Source organism: Brevundimonas sp. GCM10030266 (assembly GCF_042666595.1).
In the GTDB taxonomy this organism is placed as follows: domain Bacteria; phylum Pseudomonadota; class Alphaproteobacteria; order Caulobacterales; family Caulobacteraceae; genus Brevundimonas.
On the sequence record NZ_JBHTCY010000001.1, the window covers coordinates 745,694 to 771,779 of the forward strand.

The window sequence follows — 26,086 nt, forward strand, 5'->3', positions numbered from 1 at the left end:
GCTTCGCGGTCCCCCTCCCCATTGCTCCGCAACGGGGAGGAGACGTCAAGGCGATGCCAACTCAGGGTGGAATTTGTTTCCGTTCACCCCACGCGCCGAATTCGGACATGGAAGAGGTCAGCCTTGGGTGGAAAGCGGAACATGGCCAGTAGCCTTGGTGTTCTGCGTTCTTTCCAACGGAGACGCTCAATGTCCAGTGATGCCGTCAGGAAGCTGTTCGACAGCTATTCCGAAGTTTTCAATGAAGCCCTGAAGGGAAAGCCAGACTTGGCGGCCTTGGCAGCCCTCTATGAAGACTCGTTTATCGGGGCCGTCCCAGCAGGCGTTATGGCGGGGTCCAAGGGTAAGGAGTTCGACGAGGCGATGTCTGCGGGCTTCGACCGGAGCCGAAAAATCGGCACGAAAAGTATGAGCGTTCAACGGGTCGAAGTGGAGAACATCGATCCGATCCACGTCATGGCTCGCGTCGATTGGCGAGCGACCTACGAGACCAGCACTGGCGAGAAACAGATCGATTTCACCAACGTCTATCTGGTCCGCGTGATCGATAATCGCGCGACGGTCTTTGGCTGGATCACTGGCGACGAAGAGGCCGAACTGAAGAAGCACGGCATCGTCTGACGAGATTGGACCCGAACGTCCGCACTGGGTCGGAAGCGGACTTCCGTGGACGTTCACCGAAAGGTCACGCACTCAGTCGCGGAATCTGGGGTCCATGCGTCGCGCCATGCTGAGCGGATAGGACTCCGTCGCTGTCAACGGGCCGTTCGGGGAGGATCGATGAAGATAGACAGCCCATCGCTCGCCAGCACGAGGCATGGGCTGACCATCATCGCAGGCCGCGCCCTGTCCCGTTCGACCAATCCGATAACTTGCGGCGCTTGATCGGCCATCAATCAATCCAGTCACACGCACATTGGCGGACCAGCCCTGATCCGGACCGACCCGGGGACCTTGTCGGGGTTGTTCAACGACCCCGACAACGACGGCGTCATAGTCCTGACGGACGCGCATTTCGGGCGGTTGATTAAATCGGCACGCCATGACGGCGGTCGGCGATGTCAGTACCAGCAGGAAGACGATCACCGCAGTCCGTTTCATCGGAGCACCCCATCACAACCTGACCGGGTCTGCAATGGGTCGAAAGCGGCCCTCCCTCACCCCATGAACCGGTCCACCGCCGCCACGAACCGGGTCGGCTGGTCGATCATCACCATATGCTCGGCGCCCTCGATCCGCTCGAACACCGCCGGGCTGGCCAGCTGCGCATAGGCGCCGCGGAACAGGCCGTCGGCGTGGCCGCGGGGCGAGTTGCGGTCGGGGCTCCAGCCATAGACCACGGTCACCGGCGCCGTGATCCGCGGCAGGCGGGGCCGCAGATCGATGGTCATCACCTCATACAGGGACTGGGCCAGCACCTGCCGGTCGCCGCCCTGCCAGCCGATGCCGCTGAACAGACTGTCAGCCGCCCCGCCCAGTTCGACGCCCAGTTCGCGTCCCTGCGCCTTCAGGGCCTCGTCGCCGAGGAACTGGATCGCCTGATAGGCCACCTGGGCGATGGGCCGCACGTCGCCGGCGGTCGCCTGCGGGCTGATCAGGGCCGCGAAGAAGGGCGAGGAATCCACCGTCATCAGCCGCCCGACCGCCCAGGGCCAGTCCGAGGCCAGTCTCAGGCCGATCTGTCCGCCCATCGAATGGCCGATGACGGCGGGTCGGTTCAGCCGGCTTTCGGTGATGTAGCGCAGCACCTCGCCCGCCACCGCGCCCAGCACCGCCCCTTCGGCGTTGGCCTGGGCCGGCAGGTCGCCGAAGCCCCGCACCGAGACCAGATGCAGCCGGTAGCGTCCCGCCAGCCGGTCGGCGGTCGCGCGCCAGATGTCGGCGGTGGAGGCAAGGCCCGGGATCAGGATCAGATCCGGCCCGCGCCCGCGCGTCTGCACCGTGATCCGGCGCGAGGCGAAGCTCGCCTGCGCCCAGGCCGGAGCCGCCGCCAGCGTCGCCGCCGCGCCCGTCGCCCCGATCAGGAAATTTCGTCTCGCCTGCATCCCCCTGTTCTCCCGGCGGATTGCGGCGCCATGATGAAGGGGGGCTGGATCGATGTCAGGGCTCGCTGGGTGACACAGCGGTGCGGGCCAGGTGGTTAGTGGTTAGTGATTAGTGGTTGCAGCGTCACCGTTGGCGGAAGGGCGGCGCGGACCGTGCGGCCGCAGGCTGTCGGCCAACCACCAGCCACTAACCACTAGCCACTTCCCATCCCCCGGCCAAAGGGACGGCCCTGAATGAAAAAGGCCCGGGTGCGCGAACATCCGGGCCTTCTGTCTCTTGCGGTGCGCGGCCCCCGGATCAGGTCCGGGCGGGACGCAGGCCCCCGGCCATGGCCGGCTGCTGGGTGCGCTTCTCGCCACCCGCCGCGATGATGCGGTCGATCCGGGCCTTTTCGGCGCGGAAGGCGGCCAGGTCGGCGCCCGCCAGGACGGTGCCTTCCTCGGTGCGCACGCCGGCCGGATTGATCCGCTGGCCGTTGCGCCAGATTTCATAGTGCAGGTGCGGGCCGGTCGAGGCGCCGGTCGAACCGACGTAGGCGACCACCTGGCCCTGGCTCACGCGCTGGCCGGCGCGGATGCCCGAGGCGTAGCGCGACAGGTGGCCGTAGCCGCTTTCCAGACCGTTCGGGTGCCGGATCCGCAGCCAGTTGCCGTAGCCGCCCCAGCGACGGGCCTCGACCACCACGCCGTCGGCGGGGGCGATGACCGGGGTGCCCATGCCGGCCGCGAAGTCGATGCCCTGGTGCATCTTGCGGAAGCCCGAGATCGGGTGACGGCGGAAGCCGAACGACGACGAGACGCGGAAGCCGCGCTCCACCGGGGTGCGCATGAAGGCCGAACGGGTGTTCTTGCCGGTGGCGTCGAAATACTGGGCTTCACGCGCGCCGGCGGGCTTGAAGCGGTAGAAGGTCACGCCCTTCAGCCGGGCGTACAGCAGGTCGCCGGAGCCGATGGTGCGGCCGTTCTCGGTGACGGTGCGGTCGAAGACATAGGTGAACTCGTCGTTCGCCCGGATGTCCCGGTCCATGTCGAACTTGTGCGAGAACAGGCGGCCGGCGCTGCGGGCGATGGCCGCCGGGGCGCCTTCGCGACGCGCGGTGCGGGACAGCGAGCCCTCGACCTTGCCGGTCAGCACGACGGTCTCGTGGGTGACCTTCTCCTCCAGCGCGCGCAGGCGCAGGGCGCCGTCGAAGCTGCGCGACACGGTGACCTGGCTGGCCGGGCCGGTGCGCATGGTCAGGCCGATCAGGCGGGCGTCGCCCCGGCCGCCGCGCGGCTTGGAAATGGCGGTCTCGAACTTCTGGCCGGCCCGCATCGAGCTGACGTCCATCGCGTTCGACAGGGTGGCGGCGACGGCGGAGGCTTCCTCGGCGGCGATGCCGGTGCGGCGCACGGCCTGCTCGAAGGTTTCGCCACGGCGGATTTCGACCGGAATGGCTTCCGGGGCGGTCAGGCCGGCCGGCGCGCCGCCGGCGGCGAAGGCCTGGACTTCCAGTGCGGCAATCTGACTTGCGGTCAGGACGGGAGCTTCTTGCGCCTGAACGGGTTGATAGACACGGCCGGCAAGCAGCGCCACCGAGACCGCGGCCACCGCCGTAAGGGCGTGAGGCGCGATGCGCATCGGCTGGCGACGTGGATCGAACTGAGCCATCGAACCCCGAGAAACAACGACGCCGCACCGGCGCCCAAGCCACTGAAAGCAACGATCACGCCAGGCCGCCCCCCGCAGGAACCGCCTTTCGCGAGACGGGCCGTATAGCTCGTCTGTGCCATCATGGGAAGCCAGATCGTTACAACCCGTTAACCGGAGCCGTAGTCACCGGTAAAGCTGGCGTGATCGGTGAGATGATCTGAGGTGAGCGCGACAGTATTCGCGTGGTATCCAATCGTTAATCCGCGACGCGACGCCGCAGTATCCGGCGGCGACTCTCGATGCACTCAAAGTTGCCTTTGGGCCACTCTCCTGTTGCCCGTCGGACACGAGAAATCTGCTCAACCGGCGATGGCTTCTGCTCATTGCTCTTTCCGCCGCCCCGCCTGTGCCGCTAAAGGACGAAGGGCATGAGCGACACGGCCTCTCCCGCCCCCGGAACCCCCCGTCCGGACAAACGCCGCGCCCGTCCGGGGATCCGCCCGGTGGTCCGCCGTCTGCTCGGCGTCGCCGGCATTCTTCTGTGCGTGCTGCTGGTCCTCGCCGCCCTGACCTGGCTGAACCGCCGGGCCGTGACCCGTCAGGTGCTGGTCGGCTGGCTGGAGCGCGAGGGCGTCCCCGCCGACGTGGACATCGAAAGCATCGAGCTGGACAGCGTCGTCGCCCGCATCCGCATCGGCGACCCGCGCGATCCCGATGTGACCGTCGAGCGGGTCGAGGTGGATTACGCGATCGGCGTCCCCTGGTCCGACCACGGCATGGGCGTCACCCCCAGCCGCATCCGCCTGCTGCGCCCCGTCGCCCGGGTGAACCTGCAAGGCGGCAAGGTCTCCTTCGGCTCGTTGGACCCGCTGATCGAGAAATTCACCGGCCGTCCGCCCGGCCCCGACAGCCAGGCCCCGCTGGTGCTGGTCGAGGACGCCCGCGTGCGGCTGCTGACCGACTACGGCCCCGCCGACATCCTCGGCGACGCCCGGGTCGAGGACGGCAAGCTGATGCGTCTGGCCGCCCGCCTGCCGGCCACGGCCCTGCGCAGCGGCGACCGCATCGACGCGCGCGGCCTGACGGCCACCGTCGATCTGACCACCACCGGCGACCGCGTGGCCCTGCGCGCCACGGCGGCGGCGGCTTCGGCCCGTCTGCCGGGCGTGGGCGGGGAGGGGGCCCAGCTGACCCTGACCGGCGACCTGCCCTATCCGGACCTGAAGACCCGCCGGGGCGACGGACAGGCCCGCCTCGACGTGCGCCTGACCGCCGACCGCCTGTCGACCGGCAACAACGCCGCGCGCGGCGTCGAGGCGGCGCTGACCTTCGCCGGCCTGACCTCCGGCTGGATCGAGACCTTCCGCATCGACGGCCGCACCACCGCCGACCTGCGCGCCGCCGGACTTGAAGGCGCCGTGGCCGGGCAGGGCGCCCGCCTGCGCCTGACCGACGCCGCCACCGTTCTGGATCGCAATGGCGAGGGCGTCGGCTGGCGGATCCAAGGCCCCGCCGAAGTCGTCGCCGCCCGTATCGAGGGCGTCGGCCTCAGCGGCTCGGGCGTCCGTCTCGGGACCGGACAGCTGATCGCCGGCGGTCGCGGCGCGGCCTTCGAGGCGCAGGGGCCGCTGGTCCTCGCCGCCGACCGTCTGGCCATGACCGACCTGTCCCTGACCGGCGCGCGCGGGTCTGCCCGGCTGGATCTGGTCGCCGACGGCGGCCTGCGGGTCGATGTGCGGGGCGGCCTGCGCGCCGCGCGCGGCGCCTGGCCCCTGTTCGGCGCCCCCGCCCGCGACGACATTCCCGAGCTGGCCGAGATGAAGCGCGCCCTGTCCGGCTTCGCGGTCGACATCCCCGCCTTCACGGTCTCGGCGGGCAGTTCCGGAACCCGCGTCACTCTTGACCGTCCCGCGACCCTGACCCCGGCCAACGGCGGCGTCCTGACCCTGCGTCCCGGCGCCGGCCCCATCTTCAGCGCCACGCGCGGCGAGGCCGGCGGCGGCAGTCTCTCCCTGACTGCCACGCGCGGACAGGGCCTGCCCGAAGCGGCCTTCGATATCCCCCGCTGGTCGCTCACCGACGGCGGCTTCACCGCGACGCTCGACGGCCGCGCCGCGCTCGATTTCGGCCTGGCGCGCGGGATCACCCTGCAGACCCGCGGCGAGCTGGCCTCCAGCAACGGCCGCCTGACCTATGTCACCCGCGACTGCATCCCGCTGGCCGTCGAGCGGCTGGAGCTGGACGAGAGCGATGTCACCGACATCAGCGGCCGCTTCTGCCCGGTCGCCCGCCCGCTGGTCGAGGTCCGCGATGGCGCCTGGCGCGCCGACGGTCGCCTGTCCGGCCTCAACGCCTCGGCCCCCTTCCTGGCCCTGCATTTCCGCGACGCCGAGGGCCTGCTGACCGCCAACGGTGGTCCGCGCGGGGTGGGTCTGGAGGCGCAGGTCTCGCGCGCCACCGTCGTCGACGCCACCGACCCGGCCCGCTTCAACCCGATGACCGCCGTCGGCTCGGCCCGCCTGGCCAATGACAACTGGAGCGGCGCCTTCGACCTGTCGCATGGCGAGACCACGCTCGGTCGCCTGACCCTGGCCCATGACGGCAAGGCCGGCGTCGGTGGGCTGACCATCGACGCCCCGTCCATCACCTTCGCCGAGGGCGGGCTGCAGCCGTCCGACCTCAGCCCCCTGGCCGGGGACATCGTCGGCTCGCCCGCGACCGGCTCGGTCGGCTTCAACGGCCGGGTCGACTGGCGCGCCGACGCCGAAGGGACCAGCACCGGTCGCCTGACCATTCCGGGTCTCGACTTCGCCAGTCCCGCCGGGCCGGTGAAGGGGCTGCGCGGAACCATCGACTTCACCAGCCTGGCCCCGCTGGAGGCCGCTCCGGGCCAGACCCTGCACGCCGACCTGCTGGAATCCGTCGCCCCGCTGACGGATGTGGATCTGGTCTTCGGTCTCAGCAAGGCCGCCCTGATGGTCGAGGGCGCCGACCTGTCCGTCGCCGGCGGCACGGTCCGGGTCGAGCCCCTGTCCATCCCGCTGGATATCCAGCAGGGCTTCACCGGCGTGATCCTGGTCGAGTCCGTCCAGCTGGGCCAGCTGGTCACCGACGCCGGCTTCGGCGACAAGGTCAGCCTCGACGCGGTGGTCTCGGGCCGGTTGCCGTTCAGCTGGAACCCGACCGACGGCGTCCGCATCGTCGGCGGCGACCTGCAGGCCATACAGCCGGGCCGCCTGTCCATTCCCCGCACGGCCCTGACCGGTCTGGAGGCCGAAGGCGGCGGCGAGGAGCTTCCCCCCAACACCGTCCAGGACCTGGCCTATCAGGCAATGGAGAACCTGGCGTTCGACATCCTGTCGGCCCAGGTCGACAGCCGCGATCAGGGCCGCCTCGGCGTCATCTTCCGCATCCGGGGCCGTCACGATCCGCCCACCCGTCAGGAGCTCCGCATCCCGGTGGCCGAGTTCATCAGCCGTCAGTTCCTCAATCGCGAACTGCCCCTGCCGTCCAACACCGGCATCGACCTGACGCTCGACACCTCGGTCAATCTGAACGAACTGGTCAGCGACCTGATGGCGCTGGACCGGGCCCGGAACGGTCGCCCCGACGCCGAATCCGACGATGAAGCGTTGCCTTGATCCGGACGCCTTCACCGTTCAGAACCCGTTCACCCTCGATCGCGTTTAGTCGCCGCGGATCAATCGGAGCCCTGTCATGACCCGGACGAAGTCTCGCAGAACCGTCGCCTTGCTCGGCCTCGCCGCCTTGGGCATGGGCGCCGCCGCCTGCACCCCCACGGTCCGCCTGCAGGTCGATCCGATCCAGATCAACGCCAAGCTGGACGCCGACATCCGCGTGCGTCTCGACCGGGAGCTTCAGAACCTCCTGGCCGAGAACCCGAACCTGTTCTGATGGGAAAGGTCCAACCGATGTCCTTCCGCAAAGTTTTCGTCATGGTCGCCGCCGTCGCCGCCCTCGGTGTCGCTGCTGGCGCGGCCTTCGCCCAGACCGGCCAGCAAAAGGCCCTGATCGACGCCGCCAAGGCCGCCGGCACCGTCGGTGAACAGGCGGACGGCTATGTCGGCTTCCGCGTTCCGTCCTCGGACGCGGCCCTGACCGCCGCCGTCCAGGCCACCAACGCCGGCCGTCGCAGCGCCTATGCGGCCTCGGCCCAGCAGGCCGGAGGCGGCGCCACCGCCGCCGACGCGGGCGTCCAGATGTTCGAGCTCCAGCTCCGGACCAACCGCATCAGTTCGGGCCAGTGGTATCGCAACGCCCAGGGCCAGTGGGTCCAGCGCTGATCCACTGACCGGTCCCTCCCGTCACAGGGAGGGACAATCCGGCCCCTTGAGCCCGCCGTCCCGCCGGGCGATACGGTCGCCATGACCGAGAACACAGCGCCGTCCACGATCACCTACGCCAGCTATCTGGCCCTCGACGACCTGCTCGCCGCCCAGCACCCGCTGTCCGACCAGCATGACGAAATGCTGTTCGTCATCATCCACCAGACCAAGGAACTGTGGCTCAAGCAGATCCTGCACGAGGTGGCGCTGGCCCAGTCTCTGGTCCGCGCGGGCGATCTGGTCCCGGCCTACAAGTCGCTGGCCCGGGTCAGCCGCATCCAGACCGTCATGACGCTCAGCTGGGATATCCTGGCGACCATGACCCCGGCCGACTACCTGCGGTTCCGCGGTTCGCTCGGCTCCTCCTCCGGCTTCCAGAGCGACCAGTTCCGCCGCTTCGAATCCGCGCTCGGGCTCAAGGACGACCGCTTCCTGCGCTTCCACGAGGACCGGCCCGAGGCCCACGCCGCCCTCAAGGCCGTGCTCGACGCCCCCAGCCTCTATGACGACGCCCTGGCCCAGCTGGCCAGGGCCGGCCTGCCGGTCCCGGCCGAGGCGCTGAGCCGCGACGTGTCCAAACCCTATGAGCCGTCCGAGGGCGTCGAGGCCGCCTGGCTGGAGGTCTATCGCGACACCGAGCGCTGGTGGCCCTTCTATCAACTGGCCGAAAAGCTGGTCGATCTGGACGACGCCCTGCTGACCTGGCGCCACAAGCATGTGGTCACGGTCGAGCGCATCATCGGCCGCCGTCGCGGCACCGGCGGCACCGACGGCGTCGGCTACCTGACCGAGACGCTCCAGCGCCGCTGCTTCCCGGAGTTGTGGTCCCTCCGGACAAAGCTCTGACAATCCTGTGTAAACCACGCTGACCGGCAACCTTCGCCGCAGGCGAGCGCTTTATGGGTCTCTCCCCGGAGGCCCGATATGAGCAACGCCAACCGTCACGACATCCAGGTTCTCAACGGCCTGATCCGCACCGTCATCGACAGCGCGGACGGCTATCACGACGCCGTCGACAACACGGCTGACCCCGGCCACCGCGAGTTCTTCGCCCGCCGCGAGGCGGAGCGCCGGGTGATCGCCGACGACCTGTCCTCGAACGTCCGGGTGCTGGGCGGCGAGCCGGACGCCGACGGCTCCATCCTCGCCAAGGCCCAGCGCGCCTTCACCGACGTCAAACACGCCCTGTTGCGCGACGAGGCCGACAGGGTCGGCGCGGTCGAGGGCGCCGACGCCCACGTCGCCTCCCAGTTCGAGAAGGCGCTGAACGACTCCAACATCTCGGCCACGACCCGCGAAAGCATTCGCCGCGCCTTCGCCCGCGTCCGCGGCGGCGACGAGATCCACGACCTGCGCCACAGCCTCGAGGGCCAGCGCGACGCGAACAACCCGCTGTTTCCGCAGTAGTGGCGGGAAAGGGCGGTGGCTGTGGCGGGCCACTCCGCCGCCGACGGTGGCTGAAAGTGATTAGTGGCTAGTGATTAGTGGTTCGATGCCGCCACGGTCGGGGACCGTCCTGCCGCTGGCGGTTCAGCGGCCATCCACTAATCACTAACCACTAATCACTTCCCGGCAGACTGCCTGACCTTCCGGGCGCCGCCCCAGCGCACGAAAAAGGCCCCGGCGTTTCCACCGGGGCCTTCGTCATTTCAGCGCTGAGCTGAAGCCCTTGGATCAGGCTTCGGTGTCGGCGGCTTCGGTCTTGCCGGTTTCCGGCACGGCCACCTTCGGCGCGCGGACGGTTTGCTTCTCGGCGATACGGGCCGACTTACCGCGACGGTCGCGCAGGTAGTACAGCTTGGCGCGACGCACGACGCCGCGACGCTTCACCTCGATCGACTCGATCATCGGCGACAGGATCGGGAAGACGCGCTCGACGCCCTCGCCGAACGAAATTTTACGGACGGTGAAGTTCTCGTTCACGCCGCCGCCGGCGCGGGCGATGCAGACGCCTTCGAAGGCCTGAACGCGCTCGCGCTCGCCTTCCTTGATCTTCACGTTGACGCGCAGGGTGTCGCCCGGCTGGAAGTCGGGGATCGCGCGGGTTTCGATCAGACGGGCCTTCTCTTCGGCCGCCAGGGTCTGAAGGATGTTCATTCTATTCTCCTCGGGCTTTTGCGCCCTTTAGCTGTGAGTTGGCGGAGCAAGCCCCGCGGTGGTCTTCAGTCCTTCGCGGTGTGGGCGGCCCAAAGGTCGGGTCGCCGTTCCCGCGTCGTGATCTCCCGCTGCTCCTGACGCCACTGAGCGACCTTTTTATGGTCGCCCGACAACAGGACCTCCGGGATCTCCTGCCCCTCGAACGTCCGCGGTCGCGTGTACTGCGGATATTCCAGAAGCCCGTCCTCGAAACTCTCGGACGACAGGCTTTCCGCCGCGCCGAGCACTCCGGGGATCAGTCTTACGCACGCCTCGATCGCGACCATCGCCGCCGCCTCGCCACCGGCGAGAACCGCGTCTCCGACCGAGACCTCCTCGAACCCGCGCGCGTCCAGCACGCGCTGATCCACCCCTTCGAAACGGCCGCACAGGACGACAATACCGTCCGCCTTGGCCCATTCCTTCACCCGCGCCTGGGTCAGGGGCCGACCCCGGGCGCTCATGTACAAAAGCGGCCGCTTCGGTCCCGAAAGGCTATCCACCGCCCGGGCCACAACGTCCGCTTTAAGCACGGCTCCTGACCCGCCACCCGCGGGGGTGTCGTCCAGGAAGCCGCGCCTATCGTCGGAGAACGCCCGGATGTCAAGCGTTTCAAGGCTCCAGAGCCCGCGCTCACGCCATGCGGTGCCGATCAGAGACACCCCCAGCGGCCCCGGAAACGCTTCCGGGAACATGGTCAGGACAGTGGCGGTGAACATAGGGGCTAGGTTCTGGGTAACAGGTTTCAGGGCAGGTGTGAGGGCTCCCTAGCACCTATTCCCCAGAACCCAGAACCTAGCATGCCTGCCCCGCCGCCCAGCCCGACGACCAGGCCCACTGGAAATTGTACCCGCCCAGCCAGCCGGTGACGTCCGCCGCCTCGCCGATGACGAACAGGCCGGGGACCGCCTTGGCCTCCATGGTCTGCTGGTCCAACTGGTCGGTGGCGATCCCGCCCAAGGTCACCTCGGCGGTGCGATAGCCTTCTGAGCCGACCGGCTTCACCGTCCAGCCGTTCACCGCCTCGTCCAGTCGGCGCAGGACCTTGTCGCCGACCTCGGCCAGCTTGCCCTTCACCCCCTCGCGCTCGCAGACGCTCTCGGCCAGGCGGCGCGGGACGATGTGGCCCAGCGCCGTGTGCACCATCTGCTTGCCGTTCTCCTCCTTGGCCGCCTTCAGCAGGGCGTAGACATCGACGTCCGGCGCCAGCCGCGCGGTGATCGTCTCGCCCTCGCGCCAGTAGGAGCTGATCTGCAGGATCGACGGGCCGGACAGGCCCCGGTGGGTGAACAGCAGGCCTTCGGCGAACCGGGTCTCGCCCGTCGGCCGTCCCGGCGCCCCGCCATCGGCTGGAACCCGGTGAGACACCACCGCCTCCACAGACAGCCCGGCCAGCGGCGCCAGCTTCTCCAGCAGGCCCGGCTCGAAGGTCAGCGGCACCAGCGCCGGGCGCGTATCCGTCACCCTCAGTCCAAACTGGCGCGCCGTCTCATAGGCCCAGCCCGTCGCGCCCATCTTGGGGATCGACTTGCCGCCGGTGGCCAGCACCAGAGAGCTTGCCCGCACCACGCTGCCGTCCGACAGGGCCGCCTCGAACCCGCCGTCGATGCGGTTGATCCGGTCCACCGCCGTCCCCATCGACAGGGTCACGCCCGCCTCGCGCATGTCGTCCGTCAGCATGCGGACGATCTGTTTGGCGCTGTCGTCGCAGAACAGCTGGCCCAGGGTCTTTTCGTGCCAGGCGATGCCCGCCCGATCGACCCGCTTGATAAAGTCGTGCTGGGTGTAGCGCTTCAGCGCCGAGGTGGCGAAGCGCGGGTTCTCGCCCAGGAAATTGGCCGGGCCAGTCCCCGTATTGGTGAAGTTGCAGCGCCCGCCGCCCGAGATGCGGATCTTCTCGCCGGGGTTCCGGGCGTGGTCCACCACCCGCACCGAGCGGCCGCGCCGTCCGGCCTCGATGGCGCACATCATTCCGGCGGCGCCCGCGCCGACGATCAGAACGTCGAGTGTCTTCATCCGCCCGCTATAGCGCCGCGATCAGGCCGCGTCCCGTTCCGCGTCCGGCGGGGTCGGCCGCATCGCCCGGTCCAGCGCCGCATAAAGCTTCGCCGGCTCCAGCGGCTTGGCCAGCCAGTCGGTCATCCCCGCCGCGCGGCAGGCCTCGATCTGCGCCGCCTCCGTCCCCGCGCTGAAGCCGATCACCGGCGTCGTCGCATTGATCCCGTCCGAGGCGCGCAGGCGGCGTGTGGCCTCATTGCCGTCGATGCCGGGCATGTTCACATCCATCAGCACCACGTCAAACGGGCGGGCCGCCAGCGCCTCCAGCGCCGAGGCTCCGTCGCTGGCGGTGACCAGCTCCACGTCCAGCGGCTGCAGCACCAGCGCCAGGGTCCGCCGATTGATCTCGTGGTCATCCACCGCCAGCACGCGCAGCTGCCGGGTCAGCTCGGGCCCGGCGCCCTCGGCGCCCGCCTCTTCCGCCACCGGCTCGCCCAGCGGCAGGGTCATCGTCAGGGTGAAGGCCGCGCCTTCCCCGGCCGTGCTGGCGGCGGTCAGCTCTCCGCCCATCAACCGGGCCAGATCGCGGCTCACCGTCAGCCCCAGCCCGGTCCCGCCGTAGGTCCGCGCCACCTCGGCCGAGCCCTGCGCGAACGGGGTGAACAGCCGGCTCATCGCCTCCGGGGCGATCCCGGCCCCTTCGTCGCGCACCGTCAGCGTCAGGCTGCGTCCCGCGCCCTCTCCGGCCACTCGCGCCTCCAGCGCCACCTCGCCCGCCTCGGTGAATTTGATCGCATTGGAGATCAGGTTGTTCAGGATCTGCCGCAGCCGGTAGGGATCGCCCTTCAGCCACAGCGGCTCGCCGACTGCCGGCGCCGTCAGGGTCAGACCCTTCTCCGCCGCCTGCGGCCGCCAGAACCGGTCCGTGTCCGCCAGCAGGGCCGTCAGGTCGAAGTCGCGCGCCTCAATGGCCATCGCCCGCGCCTCGATCTTCGAATGATCCAGCAGGTCGTTCAGCATCCCGGTCATCAGCCGTCCGGCGTCGATGATCAGGTCGGCCGTCTCGGGCGTGGCCTCGGGCCGGTCGCCGTGGCGGATCACATGGGCCCCGGCCAGGATGGCGCTGACCGGCGTGCGCAGCTCGTGGCTGACGATGGCCGCCATCGCCGCGCGGTCGGCCATCGCCGCCTCGGCCTGGGCCAGCCGCAGCGAGGCCTCCCGGATCGCCTCGATCTCGGCCATCCGCGCCGCATGCACCCGCCCCCAGACGCTCAGCAGCGCCCCGAAGAACAGCGCCAGACAGCCCAGCAGCAGCGGCAGATGGCGCGTCTCCCCCTCCAGCCAGCGCGACGCCGGCATGGCGAACAGGGCGACGGCGTAGGGCGCCGTGCCGATCAGATACAGCGCCCGGTTCTCGATCCCCGAGGCCAGGTTGTTGATCATCCCCCCGACCACGATCAGCACCGCCACGGTCGACAGGATCTGCCCGCCGCTGCTCCAGATCAGCGCCGCCGCCCCGGCGTGGATCCCCGCCATCAGCATGGTCGCGCCCAGCGCCGGCAGGACGTCCGCGTGCCGTTCCAGCGCCGCGTCGGCGCCCTTGCGGAACGGTGCCAGCGCCTGCCATTCCAGCAACTGCACCGCCGTCGTCAGCACGATCCACGGCGCGATCAGCCCGGGCCGGTCGGCCGCATACAGCATCCAGCAGATCATGGCGCCGAGGATCACCCGCACCGGAATCTGCCCCCGCCGCTCGCGCGCGCTGGTCGCCAGATGAGGCACGATGTCGGCGTACAGACCCATGGAAATACTCTCCCCTGGGTCAACCTTTACGCCGTTCACCCAAACGATTCGTAACTGCGGTTGTCCAGTTCGAAGAAATTCGCGTCACCTCTCCGCACCGCGGGGAGGGGGACCGCCGGCCAACGGCCGGGGGTGGAGGGGGTCTTGAAGCCGCCCCTACTCCCTCCACCACGGCAGGGTCGAGCATCCCGGCCGCACCGGCGGCGCATCCAGCACCCGGATCCTGGGCCCGCGGTTCGCATCTCCCGCCCGGTCGATCAGCAGGTCCGTCACCGCCCACACCAGCGCATCGGCCCGGTCCAGATCGCAGGCCGCCTCCGCCTCGCCGCCGAAGGCCATCAACTCCTCCTCCAGCGCCGCGAAGTCTCCCCGGTGCACGACCCGCCCCTGTTCATACAGGGCCGCCACCGGCTCGGCCCGCACCCGCTTGCCCTTCGTCGCCCGCACCTCGCGCACCCGCACCGTGCAGCCCTCGGCCTTCAGCACCGCCTTGACCATCTCCCCGCCCTGGTTGACCTCGGCGACGATGACCGTGGCCCCGAACTCGGCCGCCGCCGCCATGGTCCGCCGCGCCCAGCCCCCGGGGCTCAAGCCCGACTTCGACCGGTCCGCCAGCACCTCGGCCCGATCCCCGATCCGCCCCGCCACAATGATCCCGCAGGCGTTCCCGCCCGTGGTGGTCGTCGGGTCGATGGCCACGATGATCCGGTCGTACTTGCCTTGCGGCTCCACCGTCTTCGCCTTCGCCAGCATCTCCCCCGTCAACAACGCCCCGTCGAGTTCGACGACCTTCCCCTCGATCTCCTGCGCCGCCCGCCGCGTCCCGCCGTAAAGCGCCTCCAGCCCGGCCAGAAACCCCGGCGACAGATGCGCCGCATTGTCCGCCGTTCCCGCATGGCTCTCGACGCAGGTGGCTTCGGCCCTCAGCGCGCGCAGGGCGGCCGTGGGACGCGGGGTGGTGGTGACGCACAACAGAGGGGGGCTACCGCTCGCGACGCGGTCGCTCGCTGCTTGAGCCCCGGGCTGTTCTGCTCTTTCAGGCACAGCGTTCTTTGCGCTCAAGCAGCGAGGCTCCGCGAGCCGAGCGATAGCGTCGGGCGCGTCAGCGCCCCTGGCGGTTGGCAACGCCAACCGCAAACCCATCCGGAGAAGCGCGAGCGTTTCGCTCGCGTTTCTCCAGGTGCAGAACTCATCCGCCCACGCCGCCGAGAACTGCGGCCCCCTCAGCGAGTCCGGATCCTCGGCCGAGAACACCTGGGCCACCGCCCCGTTAGGAAACACCAGCCGCCGGCGCGAGCTCTCGAACACCGGCTTCGGCCCGCCCGCCCAGCGCGGCAGGGAACACAGCCCCGACACCCCCTCGATCATCACCTCGCACACGTCGTGCAGCGTCGGCCCGATCAGCGCCAGCCGCCTGCCCGGCCCCACCCGCTCGGCCATATCCGCCAGCCACACCGCCCCCGCCCGCGTCTTCCCGGCCCCGCGCCCGCCCAGAAACACCCAGGTCCGCCAGTCCCCCTCCGGCGCCCGCTGCCCCGGACGCAGCTTCAGCGCAGGAACAGGGCGCCCAAACCGTTCTCCCTCCCCGTCCCGGGGAGGGGCCTCGCCCGTCAGGGCGAGGGGGTGGGGAGGGCCGGGAGCCGCAGCTCCCGCCCCAAACATCGCCCGCCTCACACTCTCCTTGGCCCGGCAGACATCGACGACGGCCTGATAGTCCCCGCGCAGCCCCGCCGCCTCGACCTCGGCGTCAAAACTGTCGGCCGTCCCCTCCCAGTCCCCCCGCCTGATCCGCACCCCCAGCCCGGCCAGATCAATCTCGGAAAGTTCCTCCTCGTCCCGGGGAGGGGGACCATCCGTAGCCGCAGGCGAAGGATGGTGGAGGGGCGCCAGACCCCGCACGGTCCCCCCAATCACCTCTCCACCGAAGGTGGGGAGGGGGACCACGCGCAGCGTGGTGGAGGGGGCGACTCCGTCGCCAGAGACGGCCAATATCTCCTCCCCGCCCTGCGGTGAGGGGGACCGCGCAGCGGTGGAGGGGCTCTTCCCGCCCTTCGCCCCCGGCACGCCCAGATCCGCCCGCCGCATCCCCCGCTTCCGCGCCTGCATGCAGATCAACTGCGTCGCCACCCCGAACTGCGGCCCCAGCACCGTATCCGGCACGCCCTGCGCCCTCAGGGCGAACAGCGCCCGCCATTGCTCCTCGGCCAGCTTGCCGTTCGGCTCCCGCCACCAGTCGGGCCGTTCGGAATAGGGCATGGACCGCCGCTTCGCCGGATGCCCCTCGGGCAGGTCCTTCAGCCGCATCTTCAGCCGCGCGGCGTGCAGGTGAAAGGTTCCCGGACAGACCTTCGCCTCGACCGACAGGGCCCGGCTGTCCTCTCCCTCATGCCAACGGCGGAAGAACCCCATCCAGGTCTCGTCGTCATGGGCGGCGGTATGGTGCTTGGTTCTGGTCATCCCGCGATGGTACGGCGGCCGCTTCCTCAGGCGGGCTCAGCAGGCCGAGCGACAGGGAAAGCCCAGCCGCATCAACGCCCTGACGCGCGCAGATGTGCGGGTTCAACATTAACTCTCGCGGCTTTCGGTGTCGGCGCTTCTGACTCGAGCGAGGACCGACTACCAAGTGGTTGCCTGTGGTTCAGGTCATGGAGGAAGCCATGACCCTTAAGTTGCTAAAGCTCAATCGGCCGGTAGCAGAGCGGCAAGCCGTTTGGATAAATTCCGATGACGTCACCCACATTCAGGAAGCCGCAGATGGTGCGGATTGGGCGGAGGTGCACCTGCGCAATGGCGCGATGATCAGAGCGGTCGAGTCCGCGTCCTCTATTGCCGAAGCGCTTCAAATGGGTGTCACTGAGATCGGCGAGGAGAACCTGCCGCCCAAGGAGCCTATGCCAATCGCTTAGAGGCTGTATCGGACGGTGATCTCATCCGGTGGCGACGCCTCAGTGGCAGCGGCATTTCACCGAACGCTGGATTGCAGTGACCCTGAGTCGGTATAGAAGGGCTGGATGAACAGCACTGAACCCACCGGCTGGGCGAAACTTCTGAGTGGCGTACTACACGCGAACTTTGGTCCCGGAGCCATTGGTAGGATCGGCACGATCGCCAAGGCCGGTATGGTTGTTATTGCGCTGCTTGCGATTGCGTTTGGGTTCAGGAACATCTGGGTGGGCGCGGCATTCGCTGCGCTCGACATCGCTTTCATCTTCTACTGCGTCCACCAGTCCTTCGGTTACGCTAAAGCGTTTCCGGAGGCAGCGGCTATGGATGGCGCGCAGATTTCTAGGGTTCTAATCCAGCAAGGTGCAATGCGTCCTCTTGAGGGCTTGTCGCAACCCCCACCTATCGTCAGTGAGGTCATCCAGAACCCGCTAATCGAGAAGCTGGAAGGCGAACAATGAACTTCCGACTTCTCCACATCACCATCACCCCGCAAGTCGTTCCTATCGCCCCCCACATCGTTCAGAAGCGGCTATCGGACCTTGGCAAGGATTGGATGTCCTATAACGCGTTCTGCTGGGTGCTCTGGACCAACAAATCGATCCTTACCGTATCGGAAATGATCATGGCCGACGTCAACCCGGCAGACCATGTCCTAGTCGTGGGGTTGAACCCCGCCGAGGTTCCGAACGGACGCCTACCCGACTGGGTGTGGGGCTGGTTCAATCGGCCGAGAAATCCGGTAACCGGTGAGGTCCTGACGCCAGCGATACCGGCACCGGGCGCAAGTAATCTGTTCGAGTCGGCAATGATCGGAGGGCTCCTGCCTCCGGGCAATTCCTAGGTTTTAGATGCCTACCTCCCGATAGAGGCATCGGGTTCTACCCGAACGCTAGTTTGAAATAGGCTAAGAGCAGCGAACTATTCTAAGTATCTTCGGATTCATCGACAGGCTGTTCGCTGCTTAGGTGCCTGATGCGCCTCGCTCTATTTCCCTACGCTGCATGCATCACAAACAGCGCGACAGCGAGCGAGGGTGCCCTCTTGTCTCCCGGTTGAGCTCCGCGATGGCTCGGTCAGCAAACGTTTCCGGACGCTCGGATACCAGTTCAGCATACACCTGAAGCGGGGTTTGTGCCCTGCCTACCGAGATTCGAACGCACCCTAAGTCAGTCCCAAAAGGTGTAGTTGCCCCGCCGCTAGCTGTATCGGGGGCTACCCAACAGGCTTGAAAAGTGGAGGCGGTCTGCCAAGCCGGCTGCAGATAAGCGCTCCTCTACCATAGACCGCTCATCGTCATTGATCGTGGTGCCGACGACGAAGCGCTCGGCAAGGACATCTAGATCAACGTCAACAAAAATACCCTGCTCAGGAACCTGAACGCCGAATTCTGCGGCTCCCCTTACAGAGATCGCTAGTCGGAATTCTCGCTCCCATTCGAAAGCTCGGTGCTTGATAAAGAACCGAGCGAGCATTCCGGTCTGTTTGATACGCCCCGCAGTTAGGTCGACGTAATCGACTGGACCTGCCCAAATGTCTTCAAAGCCGTAGTGAGGTTGAAGGCGAAACGGCTTTATGGCCGCTCGCATCCGGTCGGGCGTGGTGCAGATCGCAATCCCCTTGTGATCACCTGCGTACAGTTTCCACATCGCGTCACTTTCAAACGTTGCACGATGCCAGCAGCTGATCTTCGTTAAGCGCTTTAGATCTCGAAACGCGCCTTCAGCGCTGTACAAACCACTAATCTGCTCTTTGTCTTGAACGCTGTTAGTTTCCACCGAAATCGCACCCTCAAACGGATCATCGAACTCGTTGGCCGACGAGAAATACAGCTTTCCATCGCTAACCAGAGACAAAAACCTATCGAGCCGGAGGTATCTCCAGAGCATCTCGTTGCCGGAAATCCCAGCTTCTCCAACATTTCGCACGCGCCATCCCCTCAGTGCGCCTCATCCCAGTTCGCCGCCGCCCGCGCGTCCACCACCAGCGGCACCGACAGCGCGACGGCCGGCTCCGCCGCCCCCTCCATCACCCGGCGGATCTCCGCAATCGCCCGGTCCGCCAGCCCCTCGGGGCATTCGAACACCAGTTCGTCGTGCACCTGCAGCAGCATCTTCACCCCCCAATTCGGGCCTGACAGGCCCGCCGCCTCCAGGGCCGCGGGCATGCGCACCATGGCCCGGCGGATGATGTCGGCGGCGGCGCCCTGGATGGGGGCGTTGATGGCGGCGCGTTCGCCGAACTGGCGCTCGGCGCCCGACTTGGAGTGAATGGCCGGGATGTGGATGCGGCGGCCGAAGACGGTCGAGACCGTGCCCGTCTCGCGCACCTGGGCCTTCGTCGCGTCCATGTATGCGCGGATGCCGGGGAAACGCTCGAAATAGGTCTTGATGTAGGCCCCGGCCTCGCCCTGGTCGATGCCCAGCTGGGCGGCCAGGCCGAAGGCGGAGATGCCGTAGACGATGCCGAAATTGATCGCCTTGGCGCGGCGGCGCGTCTCGGGGTCCATCTGGTCCAGCGGCACGTTGAACATCTCGCTGGCCGTGGCCGCGTGGATGTCCTGCCCGGCCTTGAAGGCGCGTTTCAGCTCCGGAATGTCGCCGATGTGGGCCAGCAGACGCAGCTCGATCTGGCTGTAGTCGGCGCTGATCAGGACATTGCCCGGGCCGGCGATGAAGGCCTGACGGATCTGGCGGCCGGTGGCTGTGCGGATCGGGATGTTCTGCAGGTTCGGGTCGCTGGAGGCCAGGCGGCCGGTGGTGGCGGCGGCCAGTTGATAGCTGGTGTGGACGCGGTCGGTTGTCGGGTCGGCGGCCTCGATCAGGGCGTCGGTATAGGTGCCCTTCAGCTTGGCCAGCTGGCGCCAGTCCAGCAGGACGCGCGGCAGGTCGTGGGTGAGGGCCAGTTCCTCCAGCACGCTGGCGTCGGTGCCCCACTGGCCGCTGGCGGTCTTCTTGCCGCCGGGCAGGTTCATCTCGCCGAACAGGATGTCGCCCAGCTGTTTGGGACTGCCGATGTTGAACGGGCGGCCGGCCAGCTCGTGGGCCTTCTGCTCCAGCTCGGCCATCTTCAGCCCGAACTCGCTGGAGAGGGCGCGCAGGCGGGCGGGGTCGACGCGGACGCCCGCGCGCTCCATGGCCGCCAGGGTCGCGGGCATGCCGCGCTCCAGGGTCTCATAGACGGTGGTCAGGCCCTGCTCGGCCAGCTGGGGCTTGAGGATGCGCCACAGGCGCAGGGTCACGTCGGCGTCCTCGGCGGCGTATTTGGTGGCCGGGGCCAGTTCGACGTGGCGGAAGGATTTCTGGCTCTTGCCCGTGCCGCAGACGGATTTGAACGGGATCGGCTCGTGGCCCAGATGCAGGCGGGACAGCTCGTCCATCCCGTGCCCGTGCAGCCCGCCCTCCAGCACATAGCTGATCAGCATGGTGTCGTCGTAGGGGGCGACCGCGATGCCGCGCCCGGCCATGACGGCGATATCGTATTTGATGTTCTGCCCGACCTTCAGCACCGCCGGGTTCTCCAGCAGGGCCTTGAGGCGGCTGAGCGCCGTCGGCTTGTCGATCTGGACGATCGGCTCGCGCGTATCGACCGCGTCCCCGAAATCCAGCCCGCCCCCGCCCGCCATCGGCTCCAGCTCATGCGTCAGGGGGATGTAGCAGGCATCGTTGGGGCCAAGGGCGAGCGACACCCCGCACAGGCCCGCGTGGGTGGCGCTCAGCGACGACGTCTCGGTGTCGAAACCGACCACACCGGCCTCGGTCGCCCGGGAAATGAAGGCGTCCAGCTGGTCCAGGGTCTGGATCGTGACATAGGCGTCGTGGTCGAAGGTCTGGACCGTGACGTCGGCCGAGACCGCCTGCGGGGCGTAGCGGGGCGAGATGACGGGGGCGGTCAGCGGCTTGGGCCGCGCCGCGAAGGCCGAGCCGTCCTTGGCCGGGGCCTTGCCGTCGCCGACGCGGTTCCGCAGCGAGCGGAACTCCATCAGGTCCAGGAAGGCGGCCAGGGTCTCCGGATCGGGATCGCGCACGGCGAAGTCCTCGACGGGCTCGGGCGCCGGCGCCGCGTCGTCCAGCTTCACCAGCTCGCGGCTCAGCCGGATCTGGTCGGCGAAATTGATCAGCGTCTCGCGCCGTTTCGGCTGTTTGATCTCGCCCGCCCGCGCCAGCAGCGTGTCCAGATCGCCATACTCGTCCAGCAGCTGCGCCGCCGTCTTCGGCCCGATCCCCGGCGCGCCCGGGACGTTGTCGACGCTGTCCCCGATCAGCGCCTGCAGATCGATCATCTTCTCCGGCCCCACGCCGAATTTCTCGAACACGGCCTCCTCCGCCAGCCGCCGGTCCTTCATCGGGTCCCACATGACCACCGACGGCCCGATCAGCTGCATCAAATCCTTGTCGGAGCTGACGATCACGGCCTCGCCGCCCGCTTCCCGAACCCGCCGGGCATAGGTCGCGATCAGGTCGTCGGCCTCATAGCCGGGCAGTTCGACGCAGTGCACGCCGAAGGCCGCGGTCGCCTCGCGCACCAGCGGGAACTGGGGGACCAGATCCTCCGGGGGCGGCGGACGGTGGGCCTTGTACTGGTCGTACAGCGTGTTCCGGAACGTCTTTTCGGAGTGGTCGAAGATGGCCACCAGATGGGTCGGCCCGTCCTCGCCCTTCATATCGCGCAGCAGCTTCCACAGCATGTTGGAGTAGCCCTGCACCGCGCCCACCGGCAGGCCGTCCGACTTGCGCGTCAGCGGCGGCAGGGCGTGATAGGCGCGGAAGATGTAGGCCGAGGCGTCGATCATCCACAGGCGGATGGGAGCGCCTTCCGCGGGCGTGTCGGGGGCGGTCGTCTCGGGCGTCGCGTCGGTCATGGCGCGACCATAGGGCCGCCCGCGCCCTGCGTCACCGGTCGGTTGTCAGGAGATCCAGGTGTTCTCGCACTGGCCCGCCAGGGTCCAGCCGGCGACGCCCGAGACCACGCGACAGCGCACGCCCATCCCGGCCAGAGGCCCGTGCAGGATGCCCGCCTCGATGGTGGCGCCGCGACCGTCATAGACCGGCTTCTGGAACTGGACGTACTGGACCCGCTCGCCCGGCGTGCGTGAGGCGTCCGGGTCGAAGGTGGCCGGGAAACTCAGGCCGTAGCGGCTCCAGTTGCAGCGCGGCGACCAGTCGCCGTCCTCGCTGAACAGCCACAGCGGCGGCGGGGTGTTGCCGGGCCGGTCGAACTCATAGTGGCCCTTGGCGACGGCGGCGATCACCGCGCAGTCGTTCTGGTTGGTCGCCTGATCCGTGCCCGGCTGCCCGGGCAGCCCCGGCTCCCCCGGCGCGCTCGCGCATGCGGTGAGGGACAAGGCGGCGGTGCAGAGGAGGGCGGCGACGCGCATGGCGGCTCCTATTTGGAACGCAGGCCGGTGATGGTGCGCAGGGGCGCGATGTCCTCGGCCGAGGTGATCAGGTGAACGACCGCGGGCCTGCCGGCGTTCCGGGCCGCTTCCAACGCGGCCGGGAAGTCCTCGGTCCGCTCGCAGCGGACGCCGAAGGCGCCGAAGGCCTCGGCGTATTTCACGAAATCGGGGTTCTTCAGATCGGTGGCGATGACCCGCGACGCGCCCGGATAGTGGGTCTCCTGGTGCATGCGGATGGTGCCGTAGGTGCCGTTGTCGACGATCACGACGACGGCGTTGATGCCGTACTGGACCGCCGTGGTGAGCTCCTGCCCGGTCATCAGATAGTCGCCGTCGCCGGCGATGCAGATGACGTCCGTGTCCGGATGAAGGCTCTTGGCCGCCAGAGCCGCCGGATAGCCATAGCCCATGGCGCCCGAGGTCGGGGCCAGCTGGGTGCGGCAGGCGCGATGGCGATAGAAGCGATGCAGCCAGGCGGCGAAATTACCCGCGCCATTGGTCACGATGGCGTCCGGCGGCAGGACCTCGCCCAGGTGCGCCATGCACTCGCTCATGTTGACGTCGCCGCCGACCGGCACCGGGGTCGAGAAGGCCTGATAGTCGGCGTGGGCCGCCTCGGCCTCGGCCTTCCAGTTCCGGCCCGGGTCGATGGTCGCCAGGGCGAAGGCCGCCAGCGAATTATCCGCCGTCGCGCTCAGCAGCGGGGTCCAGACCCGGCCCAGTTCCTCCGCGCCCGGATGGATGTGGATCAGGGTCTCGGCGGTCTCCGTGCGATCCAGCAGGGTGTAGCCCTGCGTCGGGTTCTCCCCCAGACGCGCGCCGACGGCGATGATCAGGTCGGCCGCCTTGGCCCGCGCCGTCAGCTTCGGATTGCAGCCCAGTCCCAGATCGCCGGCATAGTTGGGCCGGTCATTGGACAGGATGTCCTTGCGGCGGAAGGACAGCGAAACCGGCAAGCCGATCCGCTCGGCCCAGTCGCCGATGGCGGCGGCCGCCTCGGTGGTCCAGCCCGATCCGCCCAGCACCAGCAGGGGGCGTTCGGCCTTCGACAGGCGCTCGCGCACCTGTTCGACGAAGGCGGGGTCCAGCGCCGCCTTGGCCGGCGTCACCGGGCGCACCGGCGCGGGGCCGCCGTCCTCGTGCAGGATGTCCTCCGGCAGGGCGATGACCACCGGCCCCATCCGGCCCTGCAGGGCGGTGGAGAAGGCGCGTTCGACCACCTCGACGGTGCGCGCGGGGCTTTCGATCTCGGTCGCCCATTTGGCCAGGCCGCCGAAGACTTCGCGGTAATCGACCTCCTGGAAGGCGCCGCGGCCCCGGTCGGTCAGGGCGATCTGGCCGACGAACAGGATCATCGGCGTCGAGTCCTGATGCGCCGTATGCACCCCGATGGAGGCGTGGGTCGCGCCCGGCCCGCGCGTGACCATGCAGACGCCCGGTTTGCCGGTCAGCTTGCCATAGGCCTCGGCCATGTTGGCGGCGCCCGCCTCATGGCGGCAGGCGATGACCTGGATCCGGTCGCGCACATCGGCCAGCGCGTCCAGCACGGCCAGATAGCTTTCCCCGGGCACGCAGAACACGCGGTCCACGCCGTTCATCACCAGGGTTTCGACAAGACGGCGGGCGGCGGTGTTCGCGGGCTGGGTCATGGCGAACGATCTAGCAGATCGCGCGAGGGCTTGGCCATGCAACCCCACGGCCACGCTTGCGTTTACGGCGCAGGTTCAACGCAAATCGGGGATCACCCAATGAAGAAGATTGTCGCGCTTTCGATCATCGCCGCCGCGCTCGCCGTGTCGGCCTGCAACACCATCTCGGGCGTCGGCCGCGACGTCTCCGCCGCCGGCAGCGCCGTCACCGGCGGCGCCGAGAGCGCCAAGCGCTAAGGCTGCTGTCCGGAAGGACAAGAAAGGCCCGCCGGTTCGTCCGGCGGGCCTTTTTCATGCCGGGTCGTAGACGACGCCGGTCAGATACAGCCCGTCCGACGGCGACACGGGCCCGCAGGCCGCGCGGTCCTTGGCCTCCAGCGCCTTCGCCACATCCCCGACCGCCCAGCGGCCCAGCCCGACCTCAGCCAGCGTCCCGGTCATCGAACGCACCTGCCGATGCAGGAAGCTGCGCGCCTCGAACACCAGATGCACCTCCTCGCCGACGCGGGTGACGCGGGCGATGTCCAGCGACTTCTCCGGCGACTTCGACTGGCAGTTCACATCGCGGAAGGTGGTGAAGTCATGCAGCCCCACCAGCGCCTGCGCCGCCTCATGCATGGCCTCGGCGTCCAGCGGCTTCTTCACATGCCACACCCGGCCCAGATCCAGCGCCGGGCGGCCCGGGCGGTTCAGGATGCGGTACAGGTATTTGCGCCCGGTGGCCGAGAAGCGGGCGTGCCACTCGTCATCGACCGCCGCGCAATCCAGCACCGACACCCGCTCGGTGATCAGGTGGGCGTTCATGGCGTTCATGACCGTATGTTCGGGCCAGTCCTTCTCCAGATCGAAGCTGACCACCTGCCCGGTGGCGTGCACCCCGGTGTCGGTGCGCCCGGCGGCGGCCAGACGGATGGTCTGGCCCGAGAAGGCCTTGATGGCGGCTTCGAGCGCGCCCTGCACCGTCGGCTGCCCGGCCTGCACCTGAAAGCCGTTGTAGCCCGAGCCGTCGTACTCGACCGTGAGGCGGTAGCGAGCCACTACGCCAGTACCGTGCCTGCCGGGAGACTAAACCCGCGCAGCATCTCATCTGCGGCCTGCTGGGCCTTGCCCTCGCGCTGGACGCGGATCAGCCGCACCGCGCCCCCGCCGCAGGCGATGGTCAGACCGTCGCCGTCCAGCACGGTTCCGGGCGCGGACGATCCCTCGGTCACGCCCGACAACAGGGCCTTGATCCGCACCGGGCCGTCCGGGCCGGGGGCCTCGAACCAGGCGCCGGGGAAGGGCGACAGGCCGCGAATGTGGGCGTCCACCTCGGCGGCGGGGCGCGACCAGTCGATGCGGGCTTCGGCGGGGGTGATCTTGCGGGCGTAGGTCGGCTCCCCGACCTGCGGCGTGCCCTCGGCCCCGCCCCGGTCGATGGCGGCCAGGGCGCGCGGCCACAGGCTGGCGCCGGTGTGCGACATCCGCTCCGACAGGGTGGCGGCGGTGTCGTCGGCATGGATGTCCATGATCTCGGACAGCAGGATGTCGCCCTCGTCCAGACCTTCGCTCATCCGCATGATCTGCACGCCGGTCTGCTTGTCCCCGGCCATGATGGCGCGCTGGATCGGGGCGGCGCCGCGCCAGCGGGGCAGCAGCGAGCCGTGCAGGTTGAAACAGCCCAGACGCGGCGCTTCCAGCACCTCGGTCTTCAGGATCTGGCCGTAGGCGACCACGCAGGCGGCATCCAGATCGAGGCTGCGGAAGGTCTCGATGGCCTCGGCGGCCTTCATGCTGTCTGGGGTGAACACCGGCAGGCCCATGGTCTCGGCGAAGGCGTGGACCGGCGAGGGGGTCAGCTTCTGGCCGCGTCCGCGCGGCTTCGGCGGTTGGGAGTAGACGGCCACGACCTCATGGCCGCTGGCGATCAGTTCGGCCAGCGACGGCACGGCGAAGTCGGGGGTACCCATGAAGGCGAGGCGCATGCCCGGCGGTTTGCCCTATGCGGGCGTCAGCGACAAGGCGTGGGGGGTGGGGCCGGGATCCGGTCTTGGTGGCAATGGCCGCCTTCGACCCACAGTCGAAGCTCAGAGCGTCCGCTGACGGCCCTTTCGCTTGCGCTTACATTTCGCGGGGGAGGTAGGGCGTAACTGCGA

23 protein-coding genes are annotated in these 26,086 nt (G+C 68.6%); 10 read left to right on the top strand and 13 right to left on the bottom strand.

The annotated features are described in order from the left end of the window. The first annotated feature begins 189 nt into the window (after positions 1 to 189). Positions 190 to 621, top strand: coding sequence for a hypothetical protein (locus ACFQQC_RS03925; RefSeq protein ID WP_376859884.1), 432 nt, complete (start codon positions 190 to 192; stop codon positions 619 to 621). Between the two features lie 536 nt (positions 622 to 1,157). On the opposite strand, the gene ACFQQC_RS03930 is transcribed toward ACFQQC_RS03925, so the two are convergent. Further along, positions 1,158 to 2,045: an alpha/beta fold hydrolase gene (locus ACFQQC_RS03930; RefSeq protein WP_376859886.1), complete on the bottom strand. Its 888-nt coding sequence runs from the start codon at positions 2,043 to 2,045 to the stop codon at positions 1,158 to 1,160. Between the two features lie 298 nt (positions 2,046 to 2,343). Continuing rightward, the gene (locus tag ACFQQC_RS03935; RefSeq protein ID WP_376859888.1) at positions 2,344 to 3,696 is read right to left on the bottom strand and encodes a peptidoglycan DD-metalloendopeptidase family protein; all 1,353 of its coding nucleotides are present in this window, start codon (positions 3,694 to 3,696) and stop codon (positions 2,344 to 2,346) included. Positions 3,697 to 4,106: 410 nt separating this feature from the next. Between ACFQQC_RS03935 and ACFQQC_RS03940 the strand changes: the two genes are divergently transcribed. The 5 genes from ACFQQC_RS03940 to ACFQQC_RS03960 all read left to right on the top strand — a co-directional run bounded on the left by ACFQQC_RS03940 (position 4,107) and on the right by ACFQQC_RS03960 (position 9,431). Further along, complete coding sequence (locus ACFQQC_RS03940) at positions 4,107 to 7,319, top strand: YdbH domain-containing protein (RefSeq protein ID WP_376859889.1); 3,213 nt, start codon at positions 4,107 to 4,109, stop codon at positions 7,317 to 7,319. 76 nt (positions 7,320 to 7,395) lie between these two features. Then, positions 7,396 to 7,593: a YnbE family lipoprotein gene (locus tag ACFQQC_RS03945; protein ID WP_376859891.1), complete on the top strand. Its 198-nt coding sequence runs from the start codon at positions 7,396 to 7,398 to the stop codon at positions 7,591 to 7,593. Between the two features lie 17 nt (positions 7,594 to 7,610). Further along, on the top strand, positions 7,611 to 7,982 hold the full coding sequence (locus tag ACFQQC_RS03950) for a DUF1318 domain-containing protein (protein WP_376859893.1): 372 nt from the start codon (positions 7,611 to 7,613) through the stop codon (positions 7,980 to 7,982). Between the two features lie 81 nt (positions 7,983 to 8,063). Next, a complete protein-coding gene (locus ACFQQC_RS03955; RefSeq protein ID WP_376859895.1) occupies positions 8,064 to 8,870 on the top strand; it encodes a tryptophan 2,3-dioxygenase in 807 nt (268 codons plus the stop codon). Between the two features lie 78 nt (positions 8,871 to 8,948). Then, on the top strand, positions 8,949 to 9,431 hold the full coding sequence (locus tag ACFQQC_RS03960) for a PA2169 family four-helix-bundle protein (protein WP_376859897.1): 483 nt from the start codon (positions 8,949 to 8,951) through the stop codon (positions 9,429 to 9,431). Positions 9,432 to 9,698: 267 nt separating this feature from the next. Here ACFQQC_RS03960 and rplS read toward each other — a convergent pair whose 3' ends face one another. The 5 genes from rplS to ACFQQC_RS03985 all read right to left on the bottom strand — a co-directional run bounded on the left by rplS (position 9,699) and on the right by ACFQQC_RS03985 (position 16,418). Then, entirely contained in the window at positions 9,699 to 10,121 is a 423-nt protein-coding gene (rplS, locus tag ACFQQC_RS03965) for a 50S ribosomal protein L19 (RefSeq protein ID WP_141625375.1), read from the bottom strand. 65 nt (positions 10,122 to 10,186) lie between these two features. Then, on the bottom strand, positions 10,187 to 10,879 hold the full coding sequence (gene trmD / locus ACFQQC_RS03970) for a tRNA (guanosine(37)-N1)-methyltransferase TrmD (RefSeq protein ID WP_376859900.1): 693 nt from the start codon (positions 10,877 to 10,879) through the stop codon (positions 10,187 to 10,189). A gap of 76 nt (positions 10,880 to 10,955) precedes the next feature. Then, positions 10,956 to 12,176, bottom strand: a complete 1,221-nt coding sequence (locus ACFQQC_RS03975) for an NAD(P)/FAD-dependent oxidoreductase (protein WP_376859902.1) — start codon at positions 12,174 to 12,176, stop codon at positions 10,956 to 10,958. Positions 12,177 to 12,197: 21 nt separating this feature from the next. After that, positions 12,198 to 13,961, bottom strand: coding sequence for an ATP-binding protein (locus ACFQQC_RS03980; protein ID WP_376859904.1), 1,764 nt, complete (start codon positions 13,959 to 13,961; stop codon positions 12,198 to 12,200). A 156-nt stretch (positions 13,962 to 14,117) separates the two neighbouring features. Continuing rightward, positions 14,118 to 16,418, bottom strand: coding sequence for a terminase large subunit domain-containing protein (locus ACFQQC_RS03985; RefSeq protein WP_376859906.1), 2,301 nt, complete (start codon positions 16,416 to 16,418; stop codon positions 14,118 to 14,120). A 200-nt stretch (positions 16,419 to 16,618) separates the two neighbouring features. Between ACFQQC_RS03985 and ACFQQC_RS03990 the strand changes: the two genes are divergently transcribed. The 3 genes from ACFQQC_RS03990 to ACFQQC_RS04000 all read left to right on the top strand — a co-directional run bounded on the left by ACFQQC_RS03990 (position 16,619) and on the right by ACFQQC_RS04000 (position 17,748). Continuing rightward, complete coding sequence (locus ACFQQC_RS03990; protein WP_376859908.1) at positions 16,619 to 16,867, top strand: hypothetical protein; 249 nt, start codon at positions 16,619 to 16,621, stop codon at positions 16,865 to 16,867. Between the two features lie 105 nt (positions 16,868 to 16,972). Then, a complete protein-coding gene (locus tag ACFQQC_RS03995; RefSeq protein ID WP_376859910.1) occupies positions 16,973 to 17,365 on the top strand; it encodes a hypothetical protein in 393 nt (130 codons plus the stop codon). After that, positions 17,362 to 17,748 (top strand): hypothetical protein, encoded by a 387-nt coding sequence (locus tag ACFQQC_RS04000; RefSeq protein WP_376859912.1) that lies wholly within the window; start codon positions 17,362 to 17,364, stop codon positions 17,746 to 17,748. The genes ACFQQC_RS03995 and ACFQQC_RS04000 overlap by 4 nt, the downstream gene beginning before the upstream one ends. 355 nt (positions 17,749 to 18,103) lie before the next feature. On the opposite strand, the gene ACFQQC_RS04005 is transcribed toward ACFQQC_RS04000, so the two are convergent. From ACFQQC_RS04005 to ACFQQC_RS04020, 4 genes are read right to left on the bottom strand one after another with little or no spacing between them, the layout of a single operon-like run. Beyond that, positions 18,104 to 18,832: a DUF2971 domain-containing protein gene (locus tag ACFQQC_RS04005; RefSeq protein WP_376859914.1), complete on the bottom strand. Its 729-nt coding sequence runs from the start codon at positions 18,830 to 18,832 to the stop codon at positions 18,104 to 18,106. 11 nt (positions 18,833 to 18,843) lie between these two features. Beyond that, positions 18,844 to 21,765, bottom strand: a complete 2,922-nt coding sequence (gene polA, locus ACFQQC_RS04010) for a DNA polymerase I (RefSeq protein WP_376859916.1) — start codon at positions 21,763 to 21,765, stop codon at positions 18,844 to 18,846. A 45-nt stretch (positions 21,766 to 21,810) separates the two neighbouring features. Next, positions 21,811 to 22,281: a hypothetical protein gene (locus tag ACFQQC_RS04015; RefSeq protein ID WP_376859918.1), complete on the bottom strand. Its 471-nt coding sequence runs from the start codon at positions 22,279 to 22,281 to the stop codon at positions 21,811 to 21,813. Between the two features lie 8 nt (positions 22,282 to 22,289). Continuing rightward, positions 22,290 to 23,951, bottom strand: coding sequence for a thiamine pyrophosphate-binding protein (locus ACFQQC_RS04020; protein WP_376859920.1), 1,662 nt, complete (start codon positions 23,949 to 23,951; stop codon positions 22,290 to 22,292). Between the two features lie 99 nt (positions 23,952 to 24,050). Here ACFQQC_RS04020 and ACFQQC_RS04025 point away from each other — a divergent pair, with 99 nt between their 5' ends. Beyond that, the gene (locus tag ACFQQC_RS04025; protein ID WP_376859922.1) at positions 24,051 to 24,188 is read left to right on the top strand and encodes an entericidin A/B family lipoprotein; all 138 of its coding nucleotides are present in this window, start codon (positions 24,051 to 24,053) and stop codon (positions 24,186 to 24,188) included. A 54-nt stretch (positions 24,189 to 24,242) separates the two neighbouring features. Here ACFQQC_RS04025 and truA read toward each other — a convergent pair whose 3' ends face one another. Next, positions 24,243 to 24,989, bottom strand: a complete 747-nt coding sequence (gene truA, locus ACFQQC_RS04030; protein ID WP_376859924.1) for a tRNA pseudouridine(38-40) synthase TruA — start codon at positions 24,987 to 24,989, stop codon at positions 24,243 to 24,245. After that, the gene (gene fmt / locus ACFQQC_RS04035) at positions 24,989 to 25,915 is read right to left on the bottom strand and encodes a methionyl-tRNA formyltransferase (protein WP_376859926.1); all 927 of its coding nucleotides are present in this window, start codon (positions 25,913 to 25,915) and stop codon (positions 24,989 to 24,991) included. The genes truA and fmt overlap by 1 nt, the downstream gene beginning before the upstream one ends. Between the last annotated feature and the right edge of the window lie 171 nt (positions 25,916 to 26,086).